General features: G+C 48.2%; 25 protein-coding genes and 3 tRNA genes. 9 read left to right on the top strand and 19 right to left on the bottom strand.

Features of this window, described 5'->3' with window-relative positions:
* From MN202_RS19150 to MN202_RS19170, 5 genes are all read right to left on the bottom strand, one after another.
* Nucleotides 1–76: transfer RNA gene (locus tag MN202_RS19150), tRNA-Gly, on the bottom strand.
* A gap of 135 nt (nt 77–211) precedes the next feature.
* Nucleotides 212–766, bottom strand: a complete 555-nt coding sequence (gene pgsA, locus MN202_RS19155) for a CDP-diacylglycerol--glycerol-3-phosphate 3-phosphatidyltransferase (RefSeq protein ID WP_335737752.1) — start codon at nt 764–766, stop codon at nt 212–214.
* A 33-nt stretch (nt 767–799) separates the two neighbouring features.
* On the bottom strand, nt 800–2,617 hold the full coding sequence (uvrC, locus tag MN202_RS19160; protein ID WP_335737753.1) for an excinuclease ABC subunit UvrC: 1,818 nt from the start codon (nt 2,615–2,617) through the stop codon (nt 800–802).
* Nucleotides 2,617–3,261 (bottom strand): UvrY/SirA/GacA family response regulator transcription factor, encoded by a 645-nt coding sequence (uvrY, locus tag MN202_RS19165; RefSeq protein ID WP_335737754.1) that lies wholly within the window; start codon nt 3,259–3,261, stop codon nt 2,617–2,619. Before uvrY ends, uvrC begins: the two co-directional genes overlap by 1 nt.
* Nucleotides 3,262–3,482: 221 nt before the next feature.
* A tRNA-Ser gene (locus MN202_RS19170) sits at nt 3,483–3,573 on the bottom strand.
* Between the two features lie 163 nt (nt 3,574–3,736).
* On the opposite strand from MN202_RS19170, the gene MN202_RS19175 reads away from it, so the two are divergent.
* The 5 genes from MN202_RS19175 to MN202_RS19195 all read left to right on the top strand — a co-directional run bounded on the left by MN202_RS19175 (nt 3,737) and on the right by MN202_RS19195 (nt 5,823).
* Nucleotides 3,737–4,405, top strand: coding sequence for a Bax inhibitor-1/YccA family protein (locus MN202_RS19175; protein ID WP_335737755.1), 669 nt, complete (start codon nt 3,737–3,739; stop codon nt 4,403–4,405).
* 98 nt (nt 4,406–4,503) lie between these two features.
* Nucleotides 4,504–4,866, top strand: coding sequence for a sulfurtransferase complex subunit TusD (gene tusD, locus MN202_RS19180; protein WP_335737756.1), 363 nt, complete (start codon nt 4,504–4,506; stop codon nt 4,864–4,866).
* On the top strand, nt 4,866–5,222 hold the full coding sequence (gene tusC / locus MN202_RS19185) for a sulfurtransferase complex subunit TusC (RefSeq protein WP_335737757.1): 357 nt from the start codon (nt 4,866–4,868) through the stop codon (nt 5,220–5,222). The genes tusD and tusC overlap by 1 nt, the downstream gene beginning before the upstream one ends.
* Entirely contained in the window at nt 5,222–5,491 is a 270-nt protein-coding gene (locus tag MN202_RS19190) for a DsrH/TusB family sulfur metabolism protein (protein WP_335737758.1), read from the top strand. The genes tusC and MN202_RS19190 overlap by 1 nt, the downstream gene beginning before the upstream one ends.
* On the top strand, nt 5,479–5,823 hold the full coding sequence (locus MN202_RS19195; protein WP_335737759.1) for a TusE/DsrC/DsvC family sulfur relay protein: 345 nt from the start codon (nt 5,479–5,481) through the stop codon (nt 5,821–5,823). Before MN202_RS19190 ends, MN202_RS19195 begins: the two co-directional genes overlap by 13 nt.
* Before the next feature lie 4 nt (nt 5,824–5,827).
* Here MN202_RS19195 and MN202_RS19200 read toward each other — a convergent pair whose 3' ends face one another.
* From MN202_RS19200 to lrp, 7 genes are all read right to left on the bottom strand, one after another.
* Nucleotides 5,828–5,977, bottom strand: coding sequence for a hypothetical protein (locus tag MN202_RS19200; RefSeq protein ID WP_335737760.1), 150 nt, complete (start codon nt 5,975–5,977; stop codon nt 5,828–5,830).
* 82 nt (nt 5,978–6,059) lie between these two features.
* Nucleotides 6,060–7,349 (bottom strand): serine--tRNA ligase, encoded by a 1,290-nt coding sequence (gene serS, locus MN202_RS19205; protein WP_335737761.1) that lies wholly within the window; start codon nt 7,347–7,349, stop codon nt 6,060–6,062.
* 5 nt (nt 7,350–7,354) lie between these two features.
* Nucleotides 7,355–7,729 carry a fluoride efflux transporter CrcB gene (crcB, locus tag MN202_RS19210; RefSeq protein ID WP_335737762.1) on the bottom strand — a complete coding sequence of 125 codons (375 nt, stop codon included), beginning with the start codon at nt 7,727–7,729 and terminating at the stop codon, nt 7,355–7,357.
* On the bottom strand, nt 7,729–9,087 hold the full coding sequence (locus tag MN202_RS19215; RefSeq protein ID WP_335737763.1) for a replication-associated recombination protein A: 1,359 nt from the start codon (nt 9,085–9,087) through the stop codon (nt 7,729–7,731). Before MN202_RS19215 ends, crcB begins: the two co-directional genes overlap by 1 nt.
* A 3-nt stretch (nt 9,088–9,090) precedes the next feature.
* Nucleotides 9,091–9,702, bottom strand: a complete 612-nt coding sequence (gene lolA, locus MN202_RS19220; protein WP_335737764.1) for an outer membrane lipoprotein periplasmic chaperone LolA — start codon at nt 9,700–9,702, stop codon at nt 9,091–9,093.
* Nucleotides 9,703–12,177 (bottom strand): DNA translocase FtsK, encoded by a 2,475-nt coding sequence (locus tag MN202_RS19225; RefSeq protein ID WP_335737765.1) that lies wholly within the window; start codon nt 12,175–12,177, stop codon nt 9,703–9,705.
* A gap of 104 nt (nt 12,178–12,281) precedes the next feature.
* The gene (gene lrp, locus MN202_RS19230; RefSeq protein ID WP_335737766.1) at nt 12,282–12,770 is read right to left on the bottom strand and encodes a leucine-responsive transcriptional regulator Lrp; all 489 of its coding nucleotides are present in this window, start codon (nt 12,768–12,770) and stop codon (nt 12,282–12,284) included.
* A gap of 148 nt (nt 12,771–12,918) precedes the next feature.
* Between lrp and ald the strand changes: the two genes are divergently transcribed.
* Nucleotides 12,919–14,037 (top strand): alanine dehydrogenase, encoded by a 1,119-nt coding sequence (gene ald, locus MN202_RS19235; protein ID WP_335737767.1) that lies wholly within the window; start codon nt 12,919–12,921, stop codon nt 14,035–14,037.
* A 310-nt stretch (nt 14,038–14,347) separates the two neighbouring features.
* On the top strand, nt 14,348–14,557 hold the full coding sequence (gene cspE / locus MN202_RS19240) for a transcription antiterminator/RNA stability regulator CspE (RefSeq protein WP_027670166.1): 210 nt from the start codon (nt 14,348–14,350) through the stop codon (nt 14,555–14,557).
* Between the two features lie 102 nt (nt 14,558–14,659).
* On the opposite strand, the gene MN202_RS19245 is transcribed toward cspE, so the two are convergent.
* From MN202_RS19245 to MN202_RS19260, 4 genes are all read right to left on the bottom strand, one after another.
* Nucleotides 14,660–14,905 (bottom strand): DUF2960 domain-containing protein, encoded by a 246-nt coding sequence (locus tag MN202_RS19245; RefSeq protein WP_335737768.1) that lies wholly within the window; start codon nt 14,903–14,905, stop codon nt 14,660–14,662.
* Complete coding sequence (locus tag MN202_RS19250; RefSeq protein ID WP_335737769.1) at nt 14,889–15,764, bottom strand: EamA family transporter; 876 nt, start codon at nt 15,762–15,764, stop codon at nt 14,889–14,891. The genes MN202_RS19245 and MN202_RS19250 overlap by 17 nt, the downstream gene beginning before the upstream one ends.
* On the bottom strand, nt 15,761–16,882 hold the full coding sequence (locus tag MN202_RS19255; RefSeq protein ID WP_335737770.1) for a 1-acyl-sn-glycerol-3-phosphate acyltransferase: 1,122 nt from the start codon (nt 16,880–16,882) through the stop codon (nt 15,761–15,763). Before MN202_RS19255 ends, MN202_RS19250 begins: the two co-directional genes overlap by 4 nt.
* A gap of 75 nt (nt 16,883–16,957) precedes the next feature.
* Nucleotides 16,958–17,830 carry a DMT family transporter gene (locus MN202_RS19260; RefSeq protein ID WP_335737771.1) on the bottom strand — a complete coding sequence of 291 codons (873 nt, stop codon included), beginning with the start codon at nt 17,828–17,830 and terminating at the stop codon, nt 16,958–16,960.
* A gap of 185 nt (nt 17,831–18,015) precedes the next feature.
* Here MN202_RS19260 and MN202_RS19265 point away from each other — a divergent pair.
* Nucleotides 18,016–18,092 (top strand) — tRNA-Pro (locus MN202_RS19265).
* A 61-nt stretch (nt 18,093–18,153) separates the two neighbouring features.
* Here MN202_RS19265 and MN202_RS19270 read toward each other — a convergent pair.
* The 3 genes from MN202_RS19270 to MN202_RS19280 form a co-directional block, all read right to left on the bottom strand.
* Nucleotides 18,154–18,627, bottom strand: coding sequence for a DUF4124 domain-containing protein (locus MN202_RS19270; RefSeq protein ID WP_335737772.1), 474 nt, complete (start codon nt 18,625–18,627; stop codon nt 18,154–18,156).
* A 105-nt stretch (nt 18,628–18,732) separates the two neighbouring features.
* Nucleotides 18,733–19,329 (bottom strand): methyl-accepting chemotaxis protein, encoded by a 597-nt coding sequence (locus MN202_RS19275; RefSeq protein WP_335737790.1) that lies wholly within the window; start codon nt 19,327–19,329, stop codon nt 18,733–18,735.
* Between the two features lie 3 nt (nt 19,330–19,332).
* On the bottom strand, nt 19,333–20,436 hold the full coding sequence (locus MN202_RS19280; protein ID WP_335737773.1) for a cache domain-containing protein: 1,104 nt from the start codon (nt 20,434–20,436) through the stop codon (nt 19,333–19,335).
* 174 nt (nt 20,437–20,610) lie between these two features.
* Between MN202_RS19280 and ggt the strand changes: the two genes are divergently transcribed.
* Complete coding sequence (gene ggt / locus MN202_RS19285; protein WP_335737774.1) at nt 20,611–22,278, top strand: gamma-glutamyltransferase; 1,668 nt, start codon at nt 20,611–20,613, stop codon at nt 22,276–22,278.
* Nucleotides 22,279–22,283 lie beyond the last annotated feature (5 nt).

Raw genomic sequence — 22,283 nt, forward strand, 5'->3', positions numbered from 1 at the left:
TGGAGCGAGTAACGAGGTTCGAACTCGTGACCTCGACCTTGGCAAGGTCGCGCTCTACCAGCTGAGCTATACTCGCAATGTTCAGGGCCATGTGCCTTAACACGTGACGCATTCTACTGTTTTAATTGTGCCAGTCAATAATAAATTTTGCTTTTATGACTGACTGATTAAAATTTGACTGAGTTGCGCTAAATTGCAACAAAAACAGCGATTAAACGACCAGATCGCGCCAGGCCGCCTTCAGGTAACTGTACATAGACCACAGCGTTAACACTGTTGCCAGGTACAATAAAAACATGCCTGCCGGTGTAAACCAGCTTACCAGCCAGTGTTCAGGCTGCCAAATAAGGCCTATTAATGCCAACATCTGCGCTATGGTTTTATACTTACCCAGGTTAGACACCGCCACATTGGCCCGTTTACCCAGCTCGGCCATCCATTCACGCAAGGCGGATATCACTATTTCTCGACTGATCATAATAATGGCCGGTATCGTCACCCACAACGACGCACTGTCCGAAGCAATCAATACCAGTGCAACGGCTACCATCACTTTATCTGCCACCGGATCGAGAAAAGCCCCAAAGGGCGTTGACTGCTCCAGCTTACGAGCCAGATAACCATCCAGTGCATCAGTAATGGCCGCTAGCCAAAACACAAAGGCAGCCCAAAAGCGGGCGTTTTCCGCTCCGGAGTAAAAACATATAATAAATACCGGGATAAGAAACAACCGGAACAGGGTTAGCAGGTTGGGAATATTCCACATCTTATTGTTCTCAACAGCGACAATGCCGCTATGCTACTTGTTATGACAGGCATGGTAAATGTTTTCTGCCTGCGCCTTTGAAATACCTGGCACTGAAGCCAGTTCTGTTACTGAAGCTTGCATCACTCCCTGTAAGCCACCCAGGTAGTGTAACAAGGCCTGCCGGCGTTTTTCACCAATACCTTTTACCTGCTCTAACGGGCTTTTCACCAGGGCTTTACCGCGCTTATTCCGGTGGCCGGTAATAGCAAAACGGTGCGCTTCATCACGGATCTGTTGAATTAAATGCAGCGCCGGCGCGTCTTCCGCCAAGTTAATACTGCGGCCACTTTGCGCCAGGATCAGCGTTTCAAGACCGGGCTTGCGGCTGGTGCCCTTTGCCACGCCAACCAGCAATGGCACTTTTGCATGCGGCCAGTTGCTAAACTGGTCAATAGCAATATTAAGTTGGCCCTGGCCACCATCAATAAAAATAATATCCGGAATTCTGTCGGTATCCTGTAACTTGCCATAGCGTTTTTGCAGCGCAAACTGCATAGCGGCATAATCATCGCCGCCGGTAATGCCGGTCACGTTATACCGCCGGTATTCTGCTTTATTCGGCCCGCTACCATCAAATACCACGCAGGAGGCGATTGTCGCCTGCCCCATGGTATGGCTGATATCAAAACATTCCATCCGGCAGATACGGTCATCTAATTGTAACAGCTGCTGCAATTGTTGGTAACGCAGCGCCATTTTCTGCGCCAGCGACTGCTTATTGTCGCAGGCTTGCACAGCGTTTTTTTGTGCCAGACTTAAATACTGCGCTTTTTCTCCGCGCTGAGCATAGGTAATGCGTACTTTTCGGCCGGCAACCTCGCTGATAGCCGCAGCCAAGGTCTCCATTTCAGCCAGTGGCTGAGCAATCACAATTTCACGTGGCAACTGCTGAGCACCGTAACCGTCGAGATAAAATTGCAATAAAAACGCGCTGAGGATTTCGCTCTCGTCGGTATCTGCCGGCACTTTTGGAAAATAGGCTTTGCTACCCATCACTTTTTGCTGACGCACAAACAACACATGCACTGCCGCTACACCGTGAGAATAAGTAAAACCAATCACATCCATTTCATCGTGTTCACCACTGACACTTTGTTGCTCTTGCACTTTACGCAGCGCCAGTATTTTATCGCGGTACTGCGCAGCCAGTTCAAACTGCAGTTGTTCACTGGCCTTAGTCATGCTTTGCACCAGATCATCTATGACTTGTTGATTTTTGCCACGCAGGAACAACGCAGCCATGCGCACAAGCTGCTGATAATCGTCGTCAGAAATTTTGCCTACACAAGGCGCTGAGCACAGTTTTAGCTGGTATTGCAGACAAGGCCGGGTCCTGGCGCGATAAAAACCATCTTCACACTGTCGGATGGGAAAAATTTTTTGCAGTGTTTTTAAACTGTGCCAAACAGCACCGGCATTAGGATAAGGCCCAAAATACTGGCCAGCTTTATTACGGGGCCCACGATGCGAGCTAATCCTCGGGTGTTTATGTTCAGTCAGTAAAATATAAGGGTAAGACTTATCATCCCGCAGTAACACATTGTAGCGCGGCATAAATTGCTTGATCAGGTTATTTTCCAGGATCAGCGCTTCTGTCTCACTGTGGGTCAGTGTATATTCAACATTTGCAATCTGGCTGACTAGCGAGCGGGTTTTAATACTGTCGAGCTGGCTTCGAAAATAACTACTTAAGCGGGCGCGCAAATCTTTGGCTTTGCCAACATAAATGATCTGCTCCGCGCTGCTTAACATACGATACACGCCCGGCTGGCGCGGTACAGACTGTAAAAATGCTTTTGCGTCGAACATCAGGCTTTAGCAATATCGATCATGCCGTGGCGCAATGCCAAATGTGTCAACTCAACATCGCCGCTAATTGCCAGTTTTTCAAACATGCGATATCGATACGAATTAACCGTTTTCGCACTGACATTCAGCTGTTCTGCAATATCATTGACCTTTTGCCCCTGGGTAATCATCAGCATAATTTGCAGTTCACGATCAGATAAATCATCAAACGGATTCTGACTGTGGTTGTTAACTTTGCTCATCGCCATTTTCTGAGCAACTTCATCCGAAATATGCCGGGCACCGGAATAGACTTTACGTATAGCGGCAACCATTTCTTTTGGCGGTGAATTTTTAGAAATAAACCCCGCTGCACCCAATTGCATTACTTTGGTGGGTACAGGCTCTTCACAAGATACCGATAACGCTAAAACTTTCGTATCAGGACAATAATGTAAAATGCGCTTAGTGGCTGTCATACCGCCCATGCCGGGCATATTCATGTCCATCAACACCACGTCAGGTTCATGCTGACGACAAAATTGTAATGCTTCTTCGCCAGAGCCAGCTTCGCCAATCACCTTGATTCCGCGCTCATCCATTAGTATGCGACTGATCCCAGTACGTACAAGCTCATGGTCATCAACTAACAGAACGTTAATCAATTTAGCCTCTCCGAGTTACTGGTTATTAGTATAATTATTGATGTCTAGCATAGCCGAGCCTGGCCGGTATTGCTAACTCAATTGCCTGGAAAATCACTGTTTTGAACAGTTGACGCTTAGTGTGCCAGAAAGGTTAATGATTTGAAATGAATATGGTTTAAAATGCGCTAAATCAGCAGGATAACAATATTTTTATCGGGGATATCTGTAATCGCAAGAAGTGGCGGAGGGAGAGAGATTCGAACTCTCGGTGGGCTATTAACCCACGCCGGTTTTCAAGACCGGTGCATTAAACCGCTCTGCCATCCCTCCGGCGACGCGTATATTAATCATTAACACCAACAAAAGAAAGGGTTAAATTCAAAAAAATGTCACTAAGTCTAAAATATCGATGCCAACACTGGCTGAGTCGGAACTTAGGCAGTATGATAGGGTCAGATGTGCTATTAAACCTTTGTATCAGGAGGACATTACTATGTCATACAGAGACACAACCACCCTCGGTACTGCCGGAAGCAGTGTTGAGATTAACAAAGTACTACGCAATACCTATTTTTTATTGGCCATGACGCTGACCCTTAGCGCCGTTACCGCAGCGGTGGCAATGGCAATGCAGATGTCACCTATGGTGTCATTGGGTTGTTTTGTCGCAGCTTTTATTATGTTGTTTGTAGTAAATAAAAAAGCTGACTCTGCCAGCGGCATTTTCTGGGTGTTTGCCTTTACCGGCTTAATGGGTGCATCTCTTGGCCCTATGCTAAATTACTATGCAGGCCTGGCGAATGGCCCCAGCATGATTATGCAAGCATTAGGCGGAACCGCGCTGATTTTCTTCAGTTTATCAGCCTACGCACTGACTACACGTAAAGACTTCTCTTTTATGGGTGGTTTTTTGATGGTTGGTTTAATTGTCGTGCTGGTCGCCGCGCTGGCGAATATCTTCCTGGCGATCCCGGCATTAAGCCTGGCTATTTCTGCTGCTATTATTCTGATAATGTCTGCACTGATCCTGTTTGATACCAGCCGTATTATCAACGGCGGCGAAACAAACTATATTCGTGCCACTGTGGGCTTGTACCTGAATATCTTTAATATTTTTGTCAACTTGTTACAGTTACTAGGCGTATTTGGTGGCGATGACTAAGCAGTAAGCTTTGCGAAGCTGACACAATCCGATAAAATGCCCCGCTAGCCGGGGCATTTTTTTTACCGGACACTTCAACTAATAGCAGTGGGCTAAACATGACAACCTTTGCATTGTTGCTAACTTCAGCCGGCTTTGCCAGCCAAAGCCCAGGCAGTGCGCTGCAATTTGCCCGCGCGTTGCTTCAGCTGGGCCACAGTATCGACCATATATTTTTATATCAGGATGCGGTACTGCTGGCGTCAAACCAGATTGATTTACCTGCTGATGAACCCGATATCAGTGCAGAGCTGGCAGAATTTTGCCAACGCCAGCAAATACCCTTGTTGTTTTGTGTTACAGCCGCAGAAAAACGGGGGCTGGTGTCTGAAACTGTGCCTGCCCGCAACGGCTATATCGGCGCGGGTCTGGCCGAATTTGCTATGCGTCAGAGTAACGTAGATAAACTGGTACAGTTTTAATGCAAAATATATTACTTATTCAGCGCCAGGCTCCTTTTAACAGCAGCCACGGTCGCGAAGCTTTGGATTTGTTATTAGCTATGGCGGCAGTAGAACATCAGGTCAGCGTGTTATTTAGCGCTGATGCAGTGTATCAGTTGCTGCCAACCCAGGAGCAAGCGACATTTAAGCTAAAAGCCTACCCACGTAGCTTTAAGCTGTTTGCTTTATATGATATTGAGCAGGTTTATGTTTGTCACGCATCGCTGTTGCAACGTAATATTCAGCCAAGCCAGCTCAGTATTGACGCTCAGTTAGTGGATGCCGCTCAGATACAACAGCTGATAAGCCGGCAACATCAGGTAATTTGCAGCTAATGAAATTGATAACTTTGATACACCCTAAGCTGTCAATGGACGAGTTTGCGCTTATTTGCCAGCCAGATGACGGTATTTTGCTACGACAAGACGCCGTGTGGCTGAGTATCCGCCAGGATCTTTGCTGGCCGGTACAACATGTCTACGCCTTACAAAGCGATGTTTTACTGCGTAAGCTAAAGGTGCCTCAGTCCGTTACAGTAATAGATGACGAAGCATGGGTAACATTAACGATTAACGCTGATCAGGTACTGTTATGGCAGAATTAAATTATCTGCAAGTTGATGGCAAACAGCTTGCGCTGGATAAGCACGGCTATCTGTCCGATCTGCAGCTTTGGGATCAACAAGTAGCTCTGGCGTTTGCTGCGCAGGAAAATATTGAGTTAAGCGACGCACACTGGGAAGTGGTGCATTTTGTACGGCAGTTTTATCTGGAATTTAACACCTCACCAGCCATTCGTGTGCTGGTAAAGGCAATGGCGCAGCAACTTGGGGCAGATAAAGGCAACAGTAAATATTTGTTCCTGTTGTTCCCGCAAGGGCCAGCCAAACAGGCCACCCGCATTGCCGGCTTACCCAAGCCCGCTAAGTGCCTGTAATAGGTCAGTTAACAGTGTCACGTAATATAGCAACGATAGATTCCAGTGTCACAATTACCACTATCGCGACTATGCCAATAATCACAGCCAGATAAATACCGCGCATCAGTTGAGTATTAGTCCGCCTGGCCGCTTTTTGCGTCTTCTTTGTCATCCGCTCATTCCGTGCTTTACACCATCCCGGAACGCCCGGGATGGTGCTGACTAACATCTCGTTTAACTACACTAATTGTTACTTAGTTAAGTAATGCCAAACCGCCCATGTAACTGCGCAACACTTCTGGCACAACTATACTGCCGTCGGCTTGTTGATAGTTTTCCAGTATGGCAACCAGGGTACGCCCTACTGCCAAACCAGAGCCATTAAGAGTATGCAGCAATTCTGGTTTTTTCATCTCCGGGCTACGGAACCTGGCCTGCATACGGCGCGCCTGGAAATCTCCCATATTGGAGCAGGATGAGATTTCACGGTAGGTGTTTTGCGCCGGTAGCCAAACTTCCAAATCATAGGTTTTAGTTGAACCAAAGCCCATATCGCCAGTACATAACAGCATAACGCGGTACGGCAAACCAAGTAACTGCAATACTTTTTCTGCATGCCCGGTAAGTTGCTCCAGAGCTTGCATGGAATCTTGCGGCTGTACCAGCTGCACCAGCTCGACTTTATCAAATTGATGTTGCCGGATTAAGCCCCGGGTATCGCGACCGTAAGAGCCAGCTTCGCTTCTGAAGCATGGCGTATGCGCGGTATAGCGCTGCGGCAATTCGCTGGCATCAAAAATACTGTCGCGTGCCAGATTGGTCACTGGTACTTCGGCCGTTGGGATAAGCGCCAGGCCCTGACCTTCTTCTGTCGCAGGCTGAGTATGAAATAAATCGCCGCCAAACTTGGGTAACTGGCCAGTACCGTACAGGCTGGTGTGATTAACCAGATAAGGCACATAGAGTTCAGTATAACCATGTTCGGTGGTATGCAGGTCAAGCATAAATTGCGTTAAGGCACGATGCATCCGGGCAATTTTGCCGCGCATCACCACAAAACGGGAACCGGTAACTTTAACAGCACTTTCAAAATCAAGACCGTTGTCTATCGCTTCGCCTAAGGCCACATGATCTTTAACGGTAAAATCAAACTGGCGCGGCGTACCGAAACGACGAACTTCAACGTTTTCAGTTTCATCTTTACCTGCCGGCACTGACTCATCCGGTAAATTCGGTACCGTCAGCGCTATTTGCTCAACTTCAGCCAGCACAATATCAAGTTGCTGTTTGGCGGCATCCAGTTGGGCACCTAAGCCGTCAACCTCTGCCAGCAGCGGCGCGATATCTTCACCACGGCCCTTGGCCTGACCAATGGCTTTAGATTTAGTATTACGCTGGTTTTGCAGCTCCTGAGTGTCAACCTGCAGTTTGCGCCGCAGCTCTTCCAATTCAGTTAGGCGTGCCACATCCAATACAAAGCCACGCTTTGCCAGGCGCGCCGCGGTTTCAGTTAATTCGTTACGTAAAAATTTTGCATCTAACATAGTAATTACTTCATTGAACCCAGTTTAAGCCCTAACCAGGCAAGCGTTAAACATAACAACACATTTAGTAGCACGTTGCAGAATGCTTTTAGCACTTCAGCTTGCTGTAATAACAACACCGTATCCAGCGAAAACGTGGAAAAGGTAGTAAAAGCGCCAATCAGGCCTATCGCCACCAGCGTACGCCAAGGCGTAGGAGCCAGGACACCGTTGCTGATCAGCGCATATAGCAAGCCTAAGATAAAAGAGCCGAGAATATTAACCAGCAAAGTGCCAAAAGGGAATGACTTGCCTAAAACATTCAGCGCCATTTCATTGCAGGCATAACGCAAGCATGCACCGATGGCGCCTCCTAATGCAATAGCCAGATAGGTTAACATTATTTATCTCGCTTTTGCCGGCTTTGTGCGTCTTGCGCACGTAAAAAACGCAATTTCTCTGCCAGTTGTATTTCCATACCACGTTCTACTGGCTGATAAAATTGCTGCCCGGCTAATTCTGCTGGTAAATAACGTTCACCGGCGGCGTAACCGCCAGGTTCATCGTGAGCATAGCGATACCCTTTACCAAAGCCCAGTTGCTGCATTAACTTAGTTGGCGCATTACGTAAATGCAGCGGCACCTCATAGGCCGGCTGCTCTGTAACTAATTGCTTCAGCTGATTAAAAGCACTGTATACCGCATTACTTTTTGGCGCCAATGCCAGGTACACCGCAGCTTGTGCTATTGCCCTTTCTCCCTCCGCTGGCCCTACCCGCTCAAAAGTATCCCAGGCATTTAATGCCAGCGTTAGCGCGCGCGGATCGGCATTGCCAATATCTTCACTGGCAATAGCCAACAGGCGTCTGGCAACATACAAGGGATCGCCACCACCGGCCAGAATGCGGCAGTACCAGTATAAAGCGGCATCGGGATCGGACCCGCGTACAGATTTATGAAAGGCTGAGATTAAATCAAAAAACATGTCGCCCTGATTATCAAAACCAGGCAATTGTTTCGGTACCAGGTGTTTCAACGTGGCAAAACTGATTTCTTTACCTGCAGTGCCGCTGTTGTTATTGTCATTGGCTTCGGTAAGCTCGGCGGCTTGCTCCAACAAATTTAGCAGTTTACGCGCATCCCCCGAGGCCAGTTGTAACAGCAACTGTTCGGCTTGCTCACTTAAGCTTACCTGCTCTTTACCCAGGCCACGATCTTTATCAGCCAGTGCATTGGCCAGCACCTGCTGTAAGTCAGCATCAGTTAATGGTTTAAGTACACAAACACGGGCCCGCGACAAAATAGCGTTGTTGAGCGCAAACGAAGGATTTTCGGTGGTGGCACCAATAAAAGTGATGGTGCCGTCTTCAATAAAAGGTAAAAACGCATCTTGCTGGCTTTTGTTGAATCGATGTACTTCGTCAACAAACAGCAAAGTACGCTGCTTGTATTGCTGCGCACGTTGCTGTGCGGTAGTGATAGCATCACGAATATCTTTAATACCCGAGGTTACCGCCGACAGTTTGATAATGGCGGCGTCAGCGTGGCTTGCTATCACTTCGGCCAGCGTGGTTTTGCCGGTGCCCGGTGGCCCCCACAAGATCAGTGAAAATACTCTGCCAGCCGTAATGGCTTTATGCAGTGCTGTACCCGTACCTATCAGATGTTGCTGCCCGGCATACTCACTGAGTGTACGCGGTCGCATTCGCGCCGCCAGTGGACGAAAATCTTCGGCAAAATCCAGCTTTAACGTATCCACTGCTTAGCGCTGCCGTTGATCGTCTATATCGGTGCCCGCAGGCGGCTCAAACTTAAACAACCCTTGCTCCAGTTCAATATTCAGCTGTACTGTTGTAAAGCTAAACTCACTGCGTTGGCCGTTTATATCTACCACCTGCATGCTGGCCAGCGCATCACCGGAAAAACTCAGTATCAGCTGTTTTACTGCGCTGTCAGCATCTTTAGCACTAATAACATACTGCTCGGCCTGGCGGCTGACCTGATATTGCGCCCACAGCGCCGGATCGGTCGATGTTAACAACACGAACGGAGTACGGTTAACCTCCGCCGCCGCATCATACAACGTAAGCTGCTCCAGCACTTCGTTGTAAAACCACAACGTTGTACCGTCACCAATAAACAGATTTGGCTCAGGCTCGGTCGTTTCAAAGCGGAATAATGCCGGCTGCTTTAGTATCAACTGGCCTTTGCCTTGCTGCAACACCTGGTGCTCTGCATCATAAACCTGCTGCTCAAAACTGGCCGAAAAGGTTTTTATTGTCGCCAATTTGCGTTGCAATATTTGCTCTGCCTGTTGTGCCTGTGCCAGTAGCGGCAGACACAGTAGTGCTGATAACAGCCATTTTACTGCCATTTAATATCCTTTTGCCGGCCCACCCGGCACTATAACTTCACGATTGCCATTGTGGCCCGGGCCACTAACAATGCCGCTTTGTTCCATTTGTTCTACTAAACGCGCCGCACGGTTATACCCTATCCGAAATTTGCGCTGCACCCCGGACACCGATGCCCGGCGCGATTCAATGACAAAAGCCACCGCCTGATCGTACAGCGGATCAGCCTCACCGTCGTCACCCTCCAGGGTTTCGCCTGGCAGTAAGTTTTCTTCGGTGGTTTCACCGCTTAATATTTCAGCGATATAATTTGGTTTACCACGTTTTTTCCAGTCGGCGACGACGGCATGCACTTCATGGTCATCAACAAAGGCACCGTGGACCCGGGTCGGCACACCAGAGCCAGGCGGTAAATAAAGCATATCGCCCTGTCCCAGCAAACTCTCTGCACCTTGTTGATCTAAGATAGTGCGCGAATCAATCTTCGAGGACACCTGAAATGCAATCCGGGTGGGAATATTGGCTTTAATCAACCCGGTAATGACATCTACTGAAGGCCGTTGTGTCGCCAGTATCAAATGGATACCGGCCGCACGGGCTTTTTGTGCAATACGGGCTATCAGCTCTTCGACTTTTTTACCGACGATCATCATCATATCGGCAAACTCGTCGATAACCACGACGATAGCTGGCAACTTCTCTAACAGCGGCGGTTCAGTACGCATATCGTCTGACGGTCGCCATAGCGGGTCTTTAATTGGCGCACCTTCGGCAATTGCCTCACTGATTTTGGCGTTGTAGCCCTTGAGATTACGCACGCCCAGTGCCGACATTAATTTGTAGCGACGCTCCATTTCACCAACACACCAGCGCAAGCCATTGGCGGCGTCTTTCATATCGGTGACCACTTCGGTCAGCAGGTGTGGAATACCTTCATAAATTGACAGCTCAAGCATTTTGGGGTCAATCATTAAAAAGCGCACGTCATCTGGTGTCGATTTATATAGCAAGCTACAAATCATAACGTTAACGCCAACAGACTTACCCGATCCAGTGGTACCCGCTACCAGCAAATGTGGCATTTTCGCTAAATCGGCCACCACAGATTTACCGGCAATGTCTTTACCCAGCACCATAGTGAGCGGAGATTTAGAATTGTCGAACACTTCATCGCCAATAACTTCTGACAGCCGCACTATTTCGCGATGCTTGTTGGGCAACTCTAAACCGATATACGACTTGCCCGGGATCACTTCGACCACCCGCACACTGATAGCCGATAAAGAACGGGCTAAATCTTTCGCCAGGCCGGTAATTTTGCTGACCTTAACACCGGGCGCTAAATCAAGTTCAAAACGGGTAACCACCGGTCCGGGATGTACCCCAACTACCTGGGCTTCGACATTAAAATCCAGCAGCTTTGCTTCTACCAAACGCGATACCCGCTCTAAATCCGCCGGATCTATGGGGTTAACGGCTTTATCCGGCCGGTCTAACAATGCCAGCGACGGTAATTCTTCCAGCAGATGTGACACTTCCAGGCCATCATCCTCATCATCTATCACGGCAGATAAAATTGCGTCCTGCTCGGGCTCGGGTGGCAATTCCAGTTGTTGCAAGGTCTGTGCCCAGCGCTCGTCGCTGTCAGGTTCATCTATGGCGCTAAATGATAGCTGCTCATCTGCCAGGGTATCCACAGCATAATAGGCTTTGGCCTGTGTATTTACGTCTAACGGTTTAATAGGTAATGGCTCGGTGCGGCTGCTGCTAATTAGCGGCTGCTGCACTTTTTGTGTTGCCTCTGCCGGCGTGGCACTCAGGGCTTTAACCGGTTCATCGTCAAGCTCCTGCTCTGCAGTAAAAGGATCATAATCATCTGCCTGGCGCTGCTTTAACCGGGCAGGAATACTGGCAATAAAATAGGCTGCAGTAAAACAGGCCGCGCCAAGCGCGTCAGCAACTGTTAACCAGGAAATACCGGTCATAAAGGTTAAGCCGGTAGCAAAACCAATCAGTAACACCAATATAGTGCCGACAAAATTAAAATACGGCAGCAGTGCGTTACTTACGACATCCCCTACTACACCGCCGGACGAAAAATAAAAAATGTCGTTAAAATTAATACTGCTAATGGCCGTAGCCGTCAGCAGTGTCAGGATTAACCCTATCAACCGCAGGCCCAGGATCAGATAGTCCAGCTGCAGCAGATCATGAAAACGTTTAAACAACAAAAACCCGCTAAAGGCGACTAAAAAAGGCAACAGGTAAGCTATCCAGCCAAAACTAAACAGCAATAAATCTGCCAGCCAGGCACCTATTGGCCCGGTATAATTACGAATGTCAGTCTGATAACCGGTTTGCGACCAGCTAGGGTCGGCCGGGTCGAACGACAGTAAAGCAAGTAGCAAAAACAAGCCAAAGCCAGAAAAAATAATCAGTCCGACTTCCAGCAAACGCTGGACACCGTTCAGTGGAAAATACTCTCTGTTTTGCAAATGGAGCCCCTAATTTTTATCATCGTTCTTTTGAGCGCGCGCTGCTGCTTAAGATACCAGACAGACTGTAAAAGTGCATCCGTGAAGCGGCGCTGAACCACGATTTAACTATTAATCGCGACAAAAGTAGTTTGCTTAACTTCCTCCATCACCACATAAGTGCGGCTTTCGCGCACACTGGGTAACCGCAATAGGGTTTCACCCAGCAGTTCACGATAAGCTGCCATATTGGCTACCCGGGTTTTTAGCAGGAAATCAAAACTACCGGATACCAGATGACACTCCTGAATTTCAGCCAGCTTTTGCACGGCTTTGCTAAACTCATCGAAGTCTTCCGGAGAGGTTTTACTTAGAGTAATTTCAACAAACACCAGCAAGGCGGCCCCTACTTTATGCGGGTCGACCTGGGCCGTGTAACCCAGAATAACCCCTTCGGCCTCTAATTTTCGCACCCGCTCTAAGCAAGGTGTCGGGCTGAGCCCGACCCGCCGGGCCAGTTCGACATTGGCCAAACGGCCATCACGCTGTAATTCTGTCAGAATTTTACGATCTATACGATCTAACTTCTTGATACTTTTACTTAAAGAGTACATAGCAGCTAAAAAATTCGCTTTTTTAATTTAAACAGAATTTTGCACTACTCATAAACCCAAAAACAAGCATTAATTCTACAAAGTTAGCAGTATACTGCGCATAAATTTTACCTTAGCCAACTATTACCTCAGAAAAAGGCCTAAAACTATGATTATTGGCGTACCAAAAGAAATTAAAAACCACGAATACCGTGTAGGTATGACACCAGCCAGCGTACGTGAGCTGGTAAACCACAAGCACAGCGTAATAGTTGAAACCAATGCCGGTATGGGAATTGGTTTCACTGACGACGATTACATTGCAGCAGGCGCAACCGTTGCAGCCAGTGCAGCAGACGTTTTCGCTAAAGCGGAAATGATTGTTAAAGTAAAAGAGCCACAAGCAGTTGAGCGCGCCATGCTGCGCGAAGGCCAAATCCTGTTTACTTACCTGCACCTGGCACCGGATTTACCACAAACCGAAGATTTAATTAAATCAAAAGCTATCTGTATTGCCTATGAAACCGTTACCGACAACCGCGGTGGCTTGCCACTGTTAGCGCCAATGTCTGAAGTAGCTGGCCGTATGTCAATTCAGGCCGGTGCCCGGGCATTGGAAAAATCCTGTGCCGGCCGTGGCATGCTATTAGGTGGTGTGCCTGGTGTAGCACCGGCTAAAGTGGTGGTTATCGGTGGCGGCATGGTCGGCACCAACGCAGCACAAATGGCGCTGGGCTTAGGTGCTGATGTTACAGTATTGGATCGTAGTGTTGATGTGCTGCGCCGCATTAATGCGCAGTTCAATGGTGCCGTTAAAGCCATTTACTCTACTGCCGATGCGCTGGAGCAGGAAGTACTGGCGGCTGATTTAGTGATTGGCGGCGTATTGGTACCCGGTGCAGCAGCACCTAAACTGGTCACTAAAGACCATATCAAGCGCATGAAGCCCGGCTCAGCCATTGTAGACGTTGCTATCGACCAGGGCGGCTGTGTGGAAACATCAAAACCTACCACTCATGCTGAACCAACCTATATCGTTGACGATGTCGTACACTACTGCGTTGCGAATATGCCCGGCGCTGTACCACGTACGTCTACCTTCGCGCTAAATAACGCTACTCTGCCGTTTATCATTCGCTTAGCTAATAAAGGCTATAAACAAGCCTTGCTTGACGACAAGCATTTAATGAATGGCCTTAACGTGATGAATGGCCAGGTAACCAATGAAAGCGTGGCCGAGGCCTTAGGTTTTGCCTACGTGGCACCTGAAGTTGCGTTAAATGCTTAATGCGCAATAAATAAACAATCTTACAAAGGTCGCATTTGCGGCCTTTTTTTATTGTATTAAGCTTTTTTATTGCCTGACAAAGGTTTATTTGCAATTTGCTATATACATTCCGCTCAGACCTGCTATAGTTCTTTCCGGCCTGTAAAGCAGACCTATGTAACAAAATGTTTATGAAAACTTCGCTACACAGCTTCATTGTAAGTCATGTCCTGAAGATTCACGCACGTTTGGCCGCATAAGTAAGGTAACAGTCAGGCTAAAAGCGCAATTAAGCGTCAATTAGTTCTATTAAAATTTTTAGGAGTCATTCATGGCTAAAGTAACTGGTGTAGTTAAGTGGTTCAACGCTGATAAAGGTTTCGGTTTCATTACTCAGGATAACGGCGGCGCTGACGCATTCGTTCACTTCCGTGCTATCCAAACTGAAGGTTACAAAACCTTAAACGAAGGCCAACGCGTTGCTTTCGAAATCGAACAAGGCCAAAAAGGCCCACAAGCTGCTAACGTTACAGTTCTGTAATTTAAGCACTTGCTAAAAAAGGACACCGCGGTGTCCTTTTTTATTGTCTGCGATTTGTCAGCTGTAAACCAGCTGCCCGGATACCGACAGCTGGTAACCCGCCTACTGCTCTTCTCTGACAAAAGCGATATCAGCAAACCCCATGCGGGCAAATTCTTGCTGCCGGTAATTTTTGACTGCTGCGCCGCGCTTAGCTGTCATAGCAACTTGTTGTTCCATCGCCAGAAAGCGGGTTAAATCTATGCCTTCAGCGGCAGCGACAGCCTCGTACATATCATGATACTTGTCGTAGCTGAAATTAATCACCTTACGTTGTTTGTTAAAGGTATAACTAATTTGTCTGGCCATTTGCCACTCCGGGGTTAACTGAGTTGCGCACGGGCTTACACAACATACAGGATAAGATTAACAGTACTGAGCCGATAGTTAAGCTCAGCAGATTTTCATCGCGGTTCCACAGTACTATGTTGACCACCAAACCGGCCGGGATCAGCATATTGTTCATCACTGCCAGCACGCCACTGCTAACCAGGGTGGCGCCTTTATTCCAGCAATAATAGCCGGCACCTGAGGCCACTAGCCCCAACCAAAGCAGTATTGCCCATTGCGTTGCACTGTGTGGATATTGCGTGCCGCCCAACACCCACCATGCCGGCAGTGCTACTATTACAGCACCCAGATAAAACCAGCCAAACAACTGATGTTGCGCGAGCTTTACCGGCTGCTGCTCAAGCAGGATTTTATAACCTACCTGCCCCATAGCAAAGCACAGGTTAGCCGCTTGCACCACGACAAACCCCAGCCAGTAATCCTGCGTCAGGCCTTTAAAACGCATAATTGCCGCAGCAACCACCGCCAGTAAAGCAGCCATTAGAAAGCGATTACTAAAGCGGCGCTGCAACACGTCGTACAGCAAGGTTATATAAACCGGGGTAAAAATGCTAAAGATCAGCACTTCCGGCACTGTCAGTAATAAGAATGACTGATAATAAAACAAATACATCAGCCCCAGTTGCACTGCGCCTAACGCGATTAACTTTACTGCCAGGGCCAAGGGTAGCCGTCGCATAAACGGCAAAAATACCAGCAAGGCTAACAGCACCCTTAACAACACTGCAAAATAAGCATCAACCTGGCCGGCCAGGTAAACACCAATCAAACTAAACGAAAACGCCCACAGCAGAGTTACCGCGATTAAATAACTCAACTGTTGCTGTCCACGACTTGCTGCTTTAGCAACGGCGCGGCATACAACCGGCTTAACAGGCTTTGCGCCCCAGCCGGCACAGCTTGTAACCGCTGCTGCCACTGCTCTGCAACGTTTTCGTCAATGGCGGCATGTTGATGTCCTGCTGCCAGATAATTGACCGGAAATAAACGATACTGCTGCCAAATCTGCTGATCAATTAGCGCAGCCAATTGCTCAGGCTCTGGCGGTATTTCAGTAAGCGGTGTGCCAAAAGCCACATGCACCCGGCCTTTAAATCCCACTATGCCTTTAATAATACTGTCGATATCTTCAAACTCGCGCTTTTGATAACTGCCCGCTGTTTGTTTTTGCCAAAGTTCGTTAATTTTATCGATATCGCAGGGATCATACTCATACGACAGACAGACCGGTACTATGTTTAAGCTGGCCATGTAGGTCGAGAAATCTTCACCACGCTTTTTACCTTCCATATAAAACATTTTCAAAATTGCCGGATCCGTTTCATCATTGCCATCTTTGGCCCGGCCTTCTTTTTGTGCAATCCATACCGATTGCAATTGCTGTAATGAATGCTTGATGTAAGACGATAATTGCGAAAAATTCTTCAGCATTTCACGCGGTCCTTTTGCGCCGCGTTTGACAATAAAGCTTTTATTTAACTTCATCAGCTCAGTCGCACAGGCTTTGCGCAGCAAATTATCGCCAATAGCAATACGCACGGTATCAAAGCCATGATGATGCAAGCACCAATTTACCAATGCCGGATCCATGGCAATATCACGATGATTAGACACAAACAAATATGCTGTACCAGGTGTAAGCTGTTGCAATCCCGACACTGTGACCTTATTGGTGGTACTGTCTATCATCCGGTCCATAAAAGCCGCGACTTGTTTTTGCACCGCCAATACGTTGGTAAGCTTGGCCCAGCGCCGCTTTAAGGCAAATTTAACCAGCGGGGACAGCAGCCAACCGAATGGTCCGGATAAATGCGGAAAACGGTAGTGCAGAATGGCCTGAATAAACTCATCATCGGCAATCAACCTGCTAATTGCCGGCACTACCTCGCTATCGTTGTAAGGCCGGATGTCGGCATAAATATCTTGGTCTGACACAAAAATCACTAAAGTTAGCTGTTAACTGAGCTCCATTTTACTGCGTTAGTGAAATTTCACCAGTGGGATTGCTAATTAAGCCCAGATTACCGCTATCGCCGCCAACACGATCAGCGCTAATCCCCAATGGTCGGCTTTTTGCAACTTCTCTTTAAATACCAAAGCCGAGATCAGCAACATAAACAGCACTTCTACCTGACCAAGGGTTTTTACCAGTGCCACCGATTCCAGGCTCATGGCGCTAAACCAGCCTATCGAGCCAATACAACTGCAAGTACTCACCATTAAGGTAAGTTTTGGCCGCTGCCAAAGTGCGGTTAATGTCGCTTTATCTTTCAGGCTTAACCACAACAGCAGAATAACGGTTTGCAGCAGAATAACCAGCAACAATACCCAGGCTGCGCCATGTGGAAACGGCAACCCCAGCACCAGGCTGGCCTGGCGCACCCACAAAGATGTCAGCGCAAAAGCCAAGCCGCTGCCCAATCCCAACAGCAGCACCGGTAGCGATAACTGGCGTAAGCTGGCACCGCTAAGTAAAAATACTGCAAAACCACCTAAACACACACCTGCCCAGCCCAGCGCGGTTAAGGACTCACTAAATAACACCACGCCAAGCACCGCAGCCAACACGGCCTCACTTTTTGCCAGCCCGGCACCTATAGCGTAGTTACGCAGCTTAAACAGCTTTACCATCAGTGCGGTAGCCAGAATTTGCGCCAGCGCTGCCGCCACAACAAAGCCAGCAACGCCGGTGCTGAACGACGGCAACGCCACCGGCTGCCACTGATACAAAGCCCACAAATACAGCGCCGCTAACGGCGATGCCCAAATAAACCGCGCCAACGTAACGCCGGCTACGGCAACATCTTTGCTTAATTGCTTTTGAAACGCATTGCGCCAGGCCTGCATAAAGGCCGCCAGCAACGTAAAAGGGATCCACAGCACAGCTATATACCAAAAGACGTAAAGACGGCTATGTTAGCAAGGGACTGAAAATTAAGATAGCAAGACGCCGCTATAATGCCTATTCAACTTGCTGATATACAAAGCTTGCTGGTTGGCGAAATTTGCAACAGTCAACCTTTGCAGCATTGCTTTCTGGCGGGGAATCATTATGATACGCCCTACGTCGGTACGTAGCGCAGCTTGGTAGCGCACTTCGCTGGGGGTGAAGGGGTCGGAGGTTCGAATCCTCTCGTACCGACCATTAAATTCCTCAAAACAAAGCCCCGCTTAAGCGGGGCTTTGTGTTTCTGGATGCACAACATTCAAATTCGGTTTAATTCATCAACTAATCGATCTATTTCCGTATCAATTCCTCTGATGTCAGTATCATACTGAATTGCTACTGCTGCCATCTCTTTTGACAAGCTTTCTTCCCATACAGCACCCGCCAGGTTATTGAGCGCTTGGTCCTTAGAGCTTTTTAGTTCAGCCAGTTTGATGTCACGCTGTTTAAGCTTGTTTTCTTTGTCTAACTTAAGCTTATTGACTAGTAAGCGCATATCGCGTTTCTTAACTGAATCACTTAACCTATCCATAGTAGCCGCGGCACTGTTTGCATTCGCTTCCAGTATTGGCTGTTGTGATGCCGTCACTAAATCTTCTGTGGCATAAGCGGTTACTTCAGCCTCAGCACTACAACGAACCTGACTGTATGTGATTACTCCGCCAACATCACATTTATACACCTCGGCTGACACGAGAAATGGCAGCAATAGCACAATCAATACCGGTTTCATCTTAACTCCTTTAACATTCATTCAAAGTAATCATAGATAATTAGGTACAAAATTGCATCAAAAAGCGCCCATTCAGGTTTATACAGCGCCTTATTGCTGTTTTGCTTATAATTTAAAACCACTGAGCGATTTTTTCATCTCGCTGGCCATCTGCCGTAATTGCTGACTGGCAACTGACAATTCTGTCGATTTTACCGTGGTACTTTCCACCGCATTGGCAATGTTCTCCATATTTTCGTTTATGGTGCCGGACACTACGGCCAGCTCTTCGGTGGCACTGGCCAGTTGATCATTAACGTCAGTAATACTGGATACCGCCGTATTAATACGTATTAACGCGGCATTGGCCTGTTGCGAACAGCTAATCGTTTGCTCTGTTTCAGTTTTACTTTGCGCCATAGATTGCACAGCGTTGGCAGAATCTTGCTGAATGCCTTCAATACGTTTATTGATATCCTGAGTAGATGCCTGAGAACGGCTGGCCAGAGTGCGTACCTCATCGGCAACGACAGCAAAACCACGGCCCATTTCACCGGCGCGTGCCGCTTCTATAGCCGCATTAAGTGCCAGCAAATTAGTTTGTTCTGCAATAGCACCGATAACATCGGTTACCGCACCGACTTCTTCGCCACGTTTAGATAGCTGGGCAATGACATCTGATACCTGGTCTAATTTTAGTTTCAGCGCGTCAATCGCAGTAATAGTTTATTGCACCGCAGTCACACCATTTTGTGCTTCTGTATCGGCGTCACGTGCAGCTTTCGCTGCGGTGGTGGCACTGCGTGCCATATCCTCACAGGTGGCCGTCATTTCGTTTACCGCTGTCGCTACCTGCGCCGTCTGGTCCATTACACTTTGCAAAATTTGCTGGGTTTGCTGGCTGGTTTCATCCAGTGCCTCAGATTGCCCGGCCAGTTGCTCTGCCATCGCCGTTTGCTGGCTGATAATACTGCGTAACTGATTAACCAGGCCACTTAGTGCAGCCAGTAAACTGGTATTATCTCCCGCTTTAAGCGCAAAGTTGATGGAGAAATCACCCGCTGCCACCCGCTCTACTAACGCCTTGGTGCTGGCAACTTCACCGCCTAAAGCCTGTAATAACCAGCGGCGGATAAATAACGACACGCCAACCGTCAGGGCAATAATTATTAGCACCACCAGCCCAACTTGCATAGCTACCGCAGCAAACGCCGCTTTAACATCATCGATATAAATACCGGAGCCCAGCACCCAGCCCCAGCTATCGTCTTTAGCAACATAAGATAATTTGGTGTAGCGTTGCTCCGACATACCGCCGCTTTTTAATGGTTTAGGCCATTGGTACTCAACAAAACCATTGCCATAGCGATTAATCACATCGACAAAGCTGACAAAAAGATTGGCATTATTTAAGGTTTGCTGCTCGCTGCCATCGCGGTTACGCATCAAGGTAGCATGGTGAAATCGCTGTTGATCCAGTATGGTTCCGTCTAAGGTTGGTGCCGTAGGGTGCATAATCATGACTGGGATCGGCCGAGTCATATCATTGATCCAAATATATTCTGTGCCGTCATAACGAATGGCTTTAATCGCCGCCATGGCTTGCTGCTGTGCCTCTGCCCTGGTTAAGTTGCCGTTTTGCTCCAGCGCTTGATAATGCCGCACTATGCTTAAGCCACTGTCGATTATCGCAACGACCCTGTCTTCACGTCCTTTAATCAGGCTATGGTTAAGCGCAGTCAGCGCCACCGTGGCCAGCACTAAAAAGCCAACCAGCGCCAGCAAGGGTATGCTAAGCAGCCTGCCGCCAACGGTATTCCAGAAAGCCATATACCCCCCCCTTTATATGCCGAAAAAACGACAATAAAACAGCCGTAACTTCATCAGGTTAGTCTGTTTGCTTTTAATTGTAATCTCAGCTTAGACGCCGGATTAACGCTTGTCACGTCTTGTAATTTCAACGCCATCGCGGTAGAACAGAGTCACAGTCTCAAGGAGGGCGTTATGTTATACCGGCTTATATTTGTCATGCTGCTTGTCGTATCTTGTTGTACTGCAACAGGTAAAACGACCGCGCCGCTAAATGGCGCTATAGCTTCACCAGATCAGTATGGTGCGGCTACCGCCGAGCAGATAATGCGCCAGGGAGGAAACGCTGTCGATGCCGCCATAGCAACGGCTTTTACGCTGGCGGTAACCTATCCTGAAGCTGGCAATATAGGCGGTGGCGGTTTTATGCTGATTTGGTTTGACGGTAAGCCTTACTTTTTAGATTACCGCGAAACGGCACCGGCAAAAGCCCACCGTGATATGTATCTGGATGAAGAAAAACAGGTCATTGAGAATTTAAGCCTGATTGGCGCCAAGGCCAGCGGTGTACCGGGCACCGTAATGGGCTTGTGGCAGGCGCATCAACGTTTTGGCACCCTGCCCTGGGCTGACTTGGTTAAACCGGCTGTGCACTACGCCTTAAACGGATTTATCGTTGCGGATAACCAATACCAATACCGCGCCGACCTGCTTAGCCAACTGGCGGGAAAAACCAACTTTGCCGACTACTTTGGCACTATGCAAGCCGGCGAGAATTTTCGCCAACCAGAGCTGGCCGCCACTTTACAACGCATTGCAGAGCATGGCCCAACCGATTTTTATCAGGGCGAAACCGCAAAGCTACTGGTAGCACAAATGCAACGCGATGGAGGCCTTATTAGCCTGGCGGATTTAGCCGGCTATAAAGCCGGCTGGCGCGAGCCTGTTGTGATGCCATGGCGCGATTATCAATTGATCACCGCGGCACCGCCCAGCTCAGGCGGCATTGCCCTGGGTCAGTTACTAGGCTTGAAGCAACGCCGTGCCGCTGACTTTACAGGTGTATCACTTAACAGCCCACAATATGTGCATTTAATCGCCGAAATCGAAAAGCGGGTTTACGCTGACCGTGCCAATTATCTCGGCGATCCCGACTTTGTTACCGTACCACAACAGCAATTACTTGCGCCTGCCTATTTAGACCAAAGAGCTGCTGACATAAACCCACAACAGATCTCCGCTACCGCTAGCGTAAAACCGGGGTTGGAAGGCTACCACACCACACATTTTTCAGTTCTGGATAAAGATGGCAATGCAGTGTCCAATACCTACACACTCAATCTCGACTTCGGCAGTGGTGTGGTGGTGCAAGGGGCAGGCTTTTTACTGAATAACGAAATGGACGATTTTTCTGCCAAGCCAGGTGTTCCCAACGCCTTTGGTGTTGTCGGTAACGAAGCCAATGCCATCGCAGCAGGCAAACGCATGTTATCGTCAATGACGCCGAGTTTGTTGGTCAAAGATAGTAAAGTAGAGTTGGCAATCGGTACGCCAGGCGGCTCAACTATTTTTACGTCAATTTTTCAGGTTATGGTCAACCTGTACGATTTTAAATTGTCGTTAGCTGAGGCTGTTGCTGCACCGCGCTTTCATCATCAATTGTTACCCAAAGATCAGATTAATATGGAACCTTATGCACCGCTGTCGCCGGAGGTACAAAAGAATCTGCAGCAAAAAGGCTATAAGCTGCATACCCAAAGCTGGAGCCTGGGCGATATTCAGGCCATTAAGGTATTAGACGGAAAGGTAGAAGCAGTGGCAGATCCACGCTCACGCGGCGTGGCTACTGTGTTTAGCTATTAGGTTGC

This window comes from Rheinheimera muenzenbergensis (assembly GCF_036984005.1).
Classification (GTDB): Bacteria; Pseudomonadota; Gammaproteobacteria; order Enterobacterales; family Alteromonadaceae; genus Alishewanella; species Alishewanella muenzenbergensis.

What these genes read in the sequence shown, in the direction of transcription:
- pgsA (WP_335737752.1), bottom strand. Translation starts at nt 766, where the DNA reads ATGTGGAATATTCCCAACCTGCTAACCCTGTTCCGGTTGTTTCTTATC.
- uvrC (WP_335737753.1), bottom strand. Translation starts at nt 2,617, where the DNA reads ATGTTCGACGCAAAAGCATTTTTACAGTCTGTACCGCGCCAGCCGGGC.
- MN202_RS19175 (WP_335737755.1), top strand. Translation starts at nt 3,737, where the DNA reads ATGTCATACAGAGACACAACCACCCTCGGTACTGCCGGAAGCAGTGTT.
- tusD (WP_335737756.1), top strand. Translation starts at nt 4,504, where the DNA reads ATGACAACCTTTGCATTGTTGCTAACTTCAGCCGGCTTTGCCAGCCAA.
- tusC (WP_335737757.1), top strand. Translation starts at nt 4,866, where the DNA reads ATGCAAAATATATTACTTATTCAGCGCCAGGCTCCTTTTAACAGCAGC.
- MN202_RS19190 (WP_335737758.1), top strand. Translation starts at nt 5,222, where the DNA reads ATGAAATTGATAACTTTGATACACCCTAAGCTGTCAATGGACGAGTTT.
- MN202_RS19195 (WP_335737759.1), top strand. Translation starts at nt 5,479, where the DNA reads ATGGCAGAATTAAATTATCTGCAAGTTGATGGCAAACAGCTTGCGCTG.
- MN202_RS19200 (WP_335737760.1), bottom strand. Translation starts at nt 5,977, where the DNA reads ATGACAAAGAAGACGCAAAAAGCGGCCAGGCGGACTAATACTCAACTG.
- serS (WP_335737761.1), bottom strand. Translation starts at nt 7,349, where the DNA reads ATGTTAGATGCAAAATTTTTACGTAACGAATTAACTGAAACCGCGGCG.
- crcB (WP_335737762.1), bottom strand. Translation starts at nt 7,729, where the DNA reads ATGTTAACCTATCTGGCTATTGCATTAGGAGGCGCCATCGGTGCATGC.
- lolA (WP_335737764.1), bottom strand. Translation starts at nt 9,702, where the DNA reads ATGGCAGTAAAATGGCTGTTATCAGCACTACTGTGTCTGCCGCTACTG.
- lrp (WP_335737766.1), bottom strand. Translation starts at nt 12,770, where the DNA reads ATGTACTCTTTAAGTAAAAGTATCAAGAAGTTAGATCGTATAGATCGT.
- ald (WP_335737767.1), top strand. Translation starts at nt 12,919, where the DNA reads ATGATTATTGGCGTACCAAAAGAAATTAAAAACCACGAATACCGTGTA.
- cspE (WP_027670166.1), top strand. Translation starts at nt 14,348, where the DNA reads ATGGCTAAAGTAACTGGTGTAGTTAAGTGGTTCAACGCTGATAAAGGT.
- MN202_RS19245 (WP_335737768.1), bottom strand. Translation starts at nt 14,905, where the DNA reads ATGGCCAGACAAATTAGTTATACCTTTAACAAACAACGTAAGGTGATT.
- MN202_RS19270 (WP_335737772.1), bottom strand. Translation starts at nt 18,627, where the DNA reads ATGAAACCGGTATTGATTGTGCTATTGCTGCCATTTCTCGTGTCAGCC.
- MN202_RS19280 (WP_335737773.1), bottom strand. Translation starts at nt 20,436, where the DNA reads ATGGCTTTCTGGAATACCGTTGGCGGCAGGCTGCTTAGCATACCCTTG.
- ggt (WP_335737774.1), top strand. Translation starts at nt 20,611, where the DNA reads ATGTTATACCGGCTTATATTTGTCATGCTGCTTGTCGTATCTTGTTGT.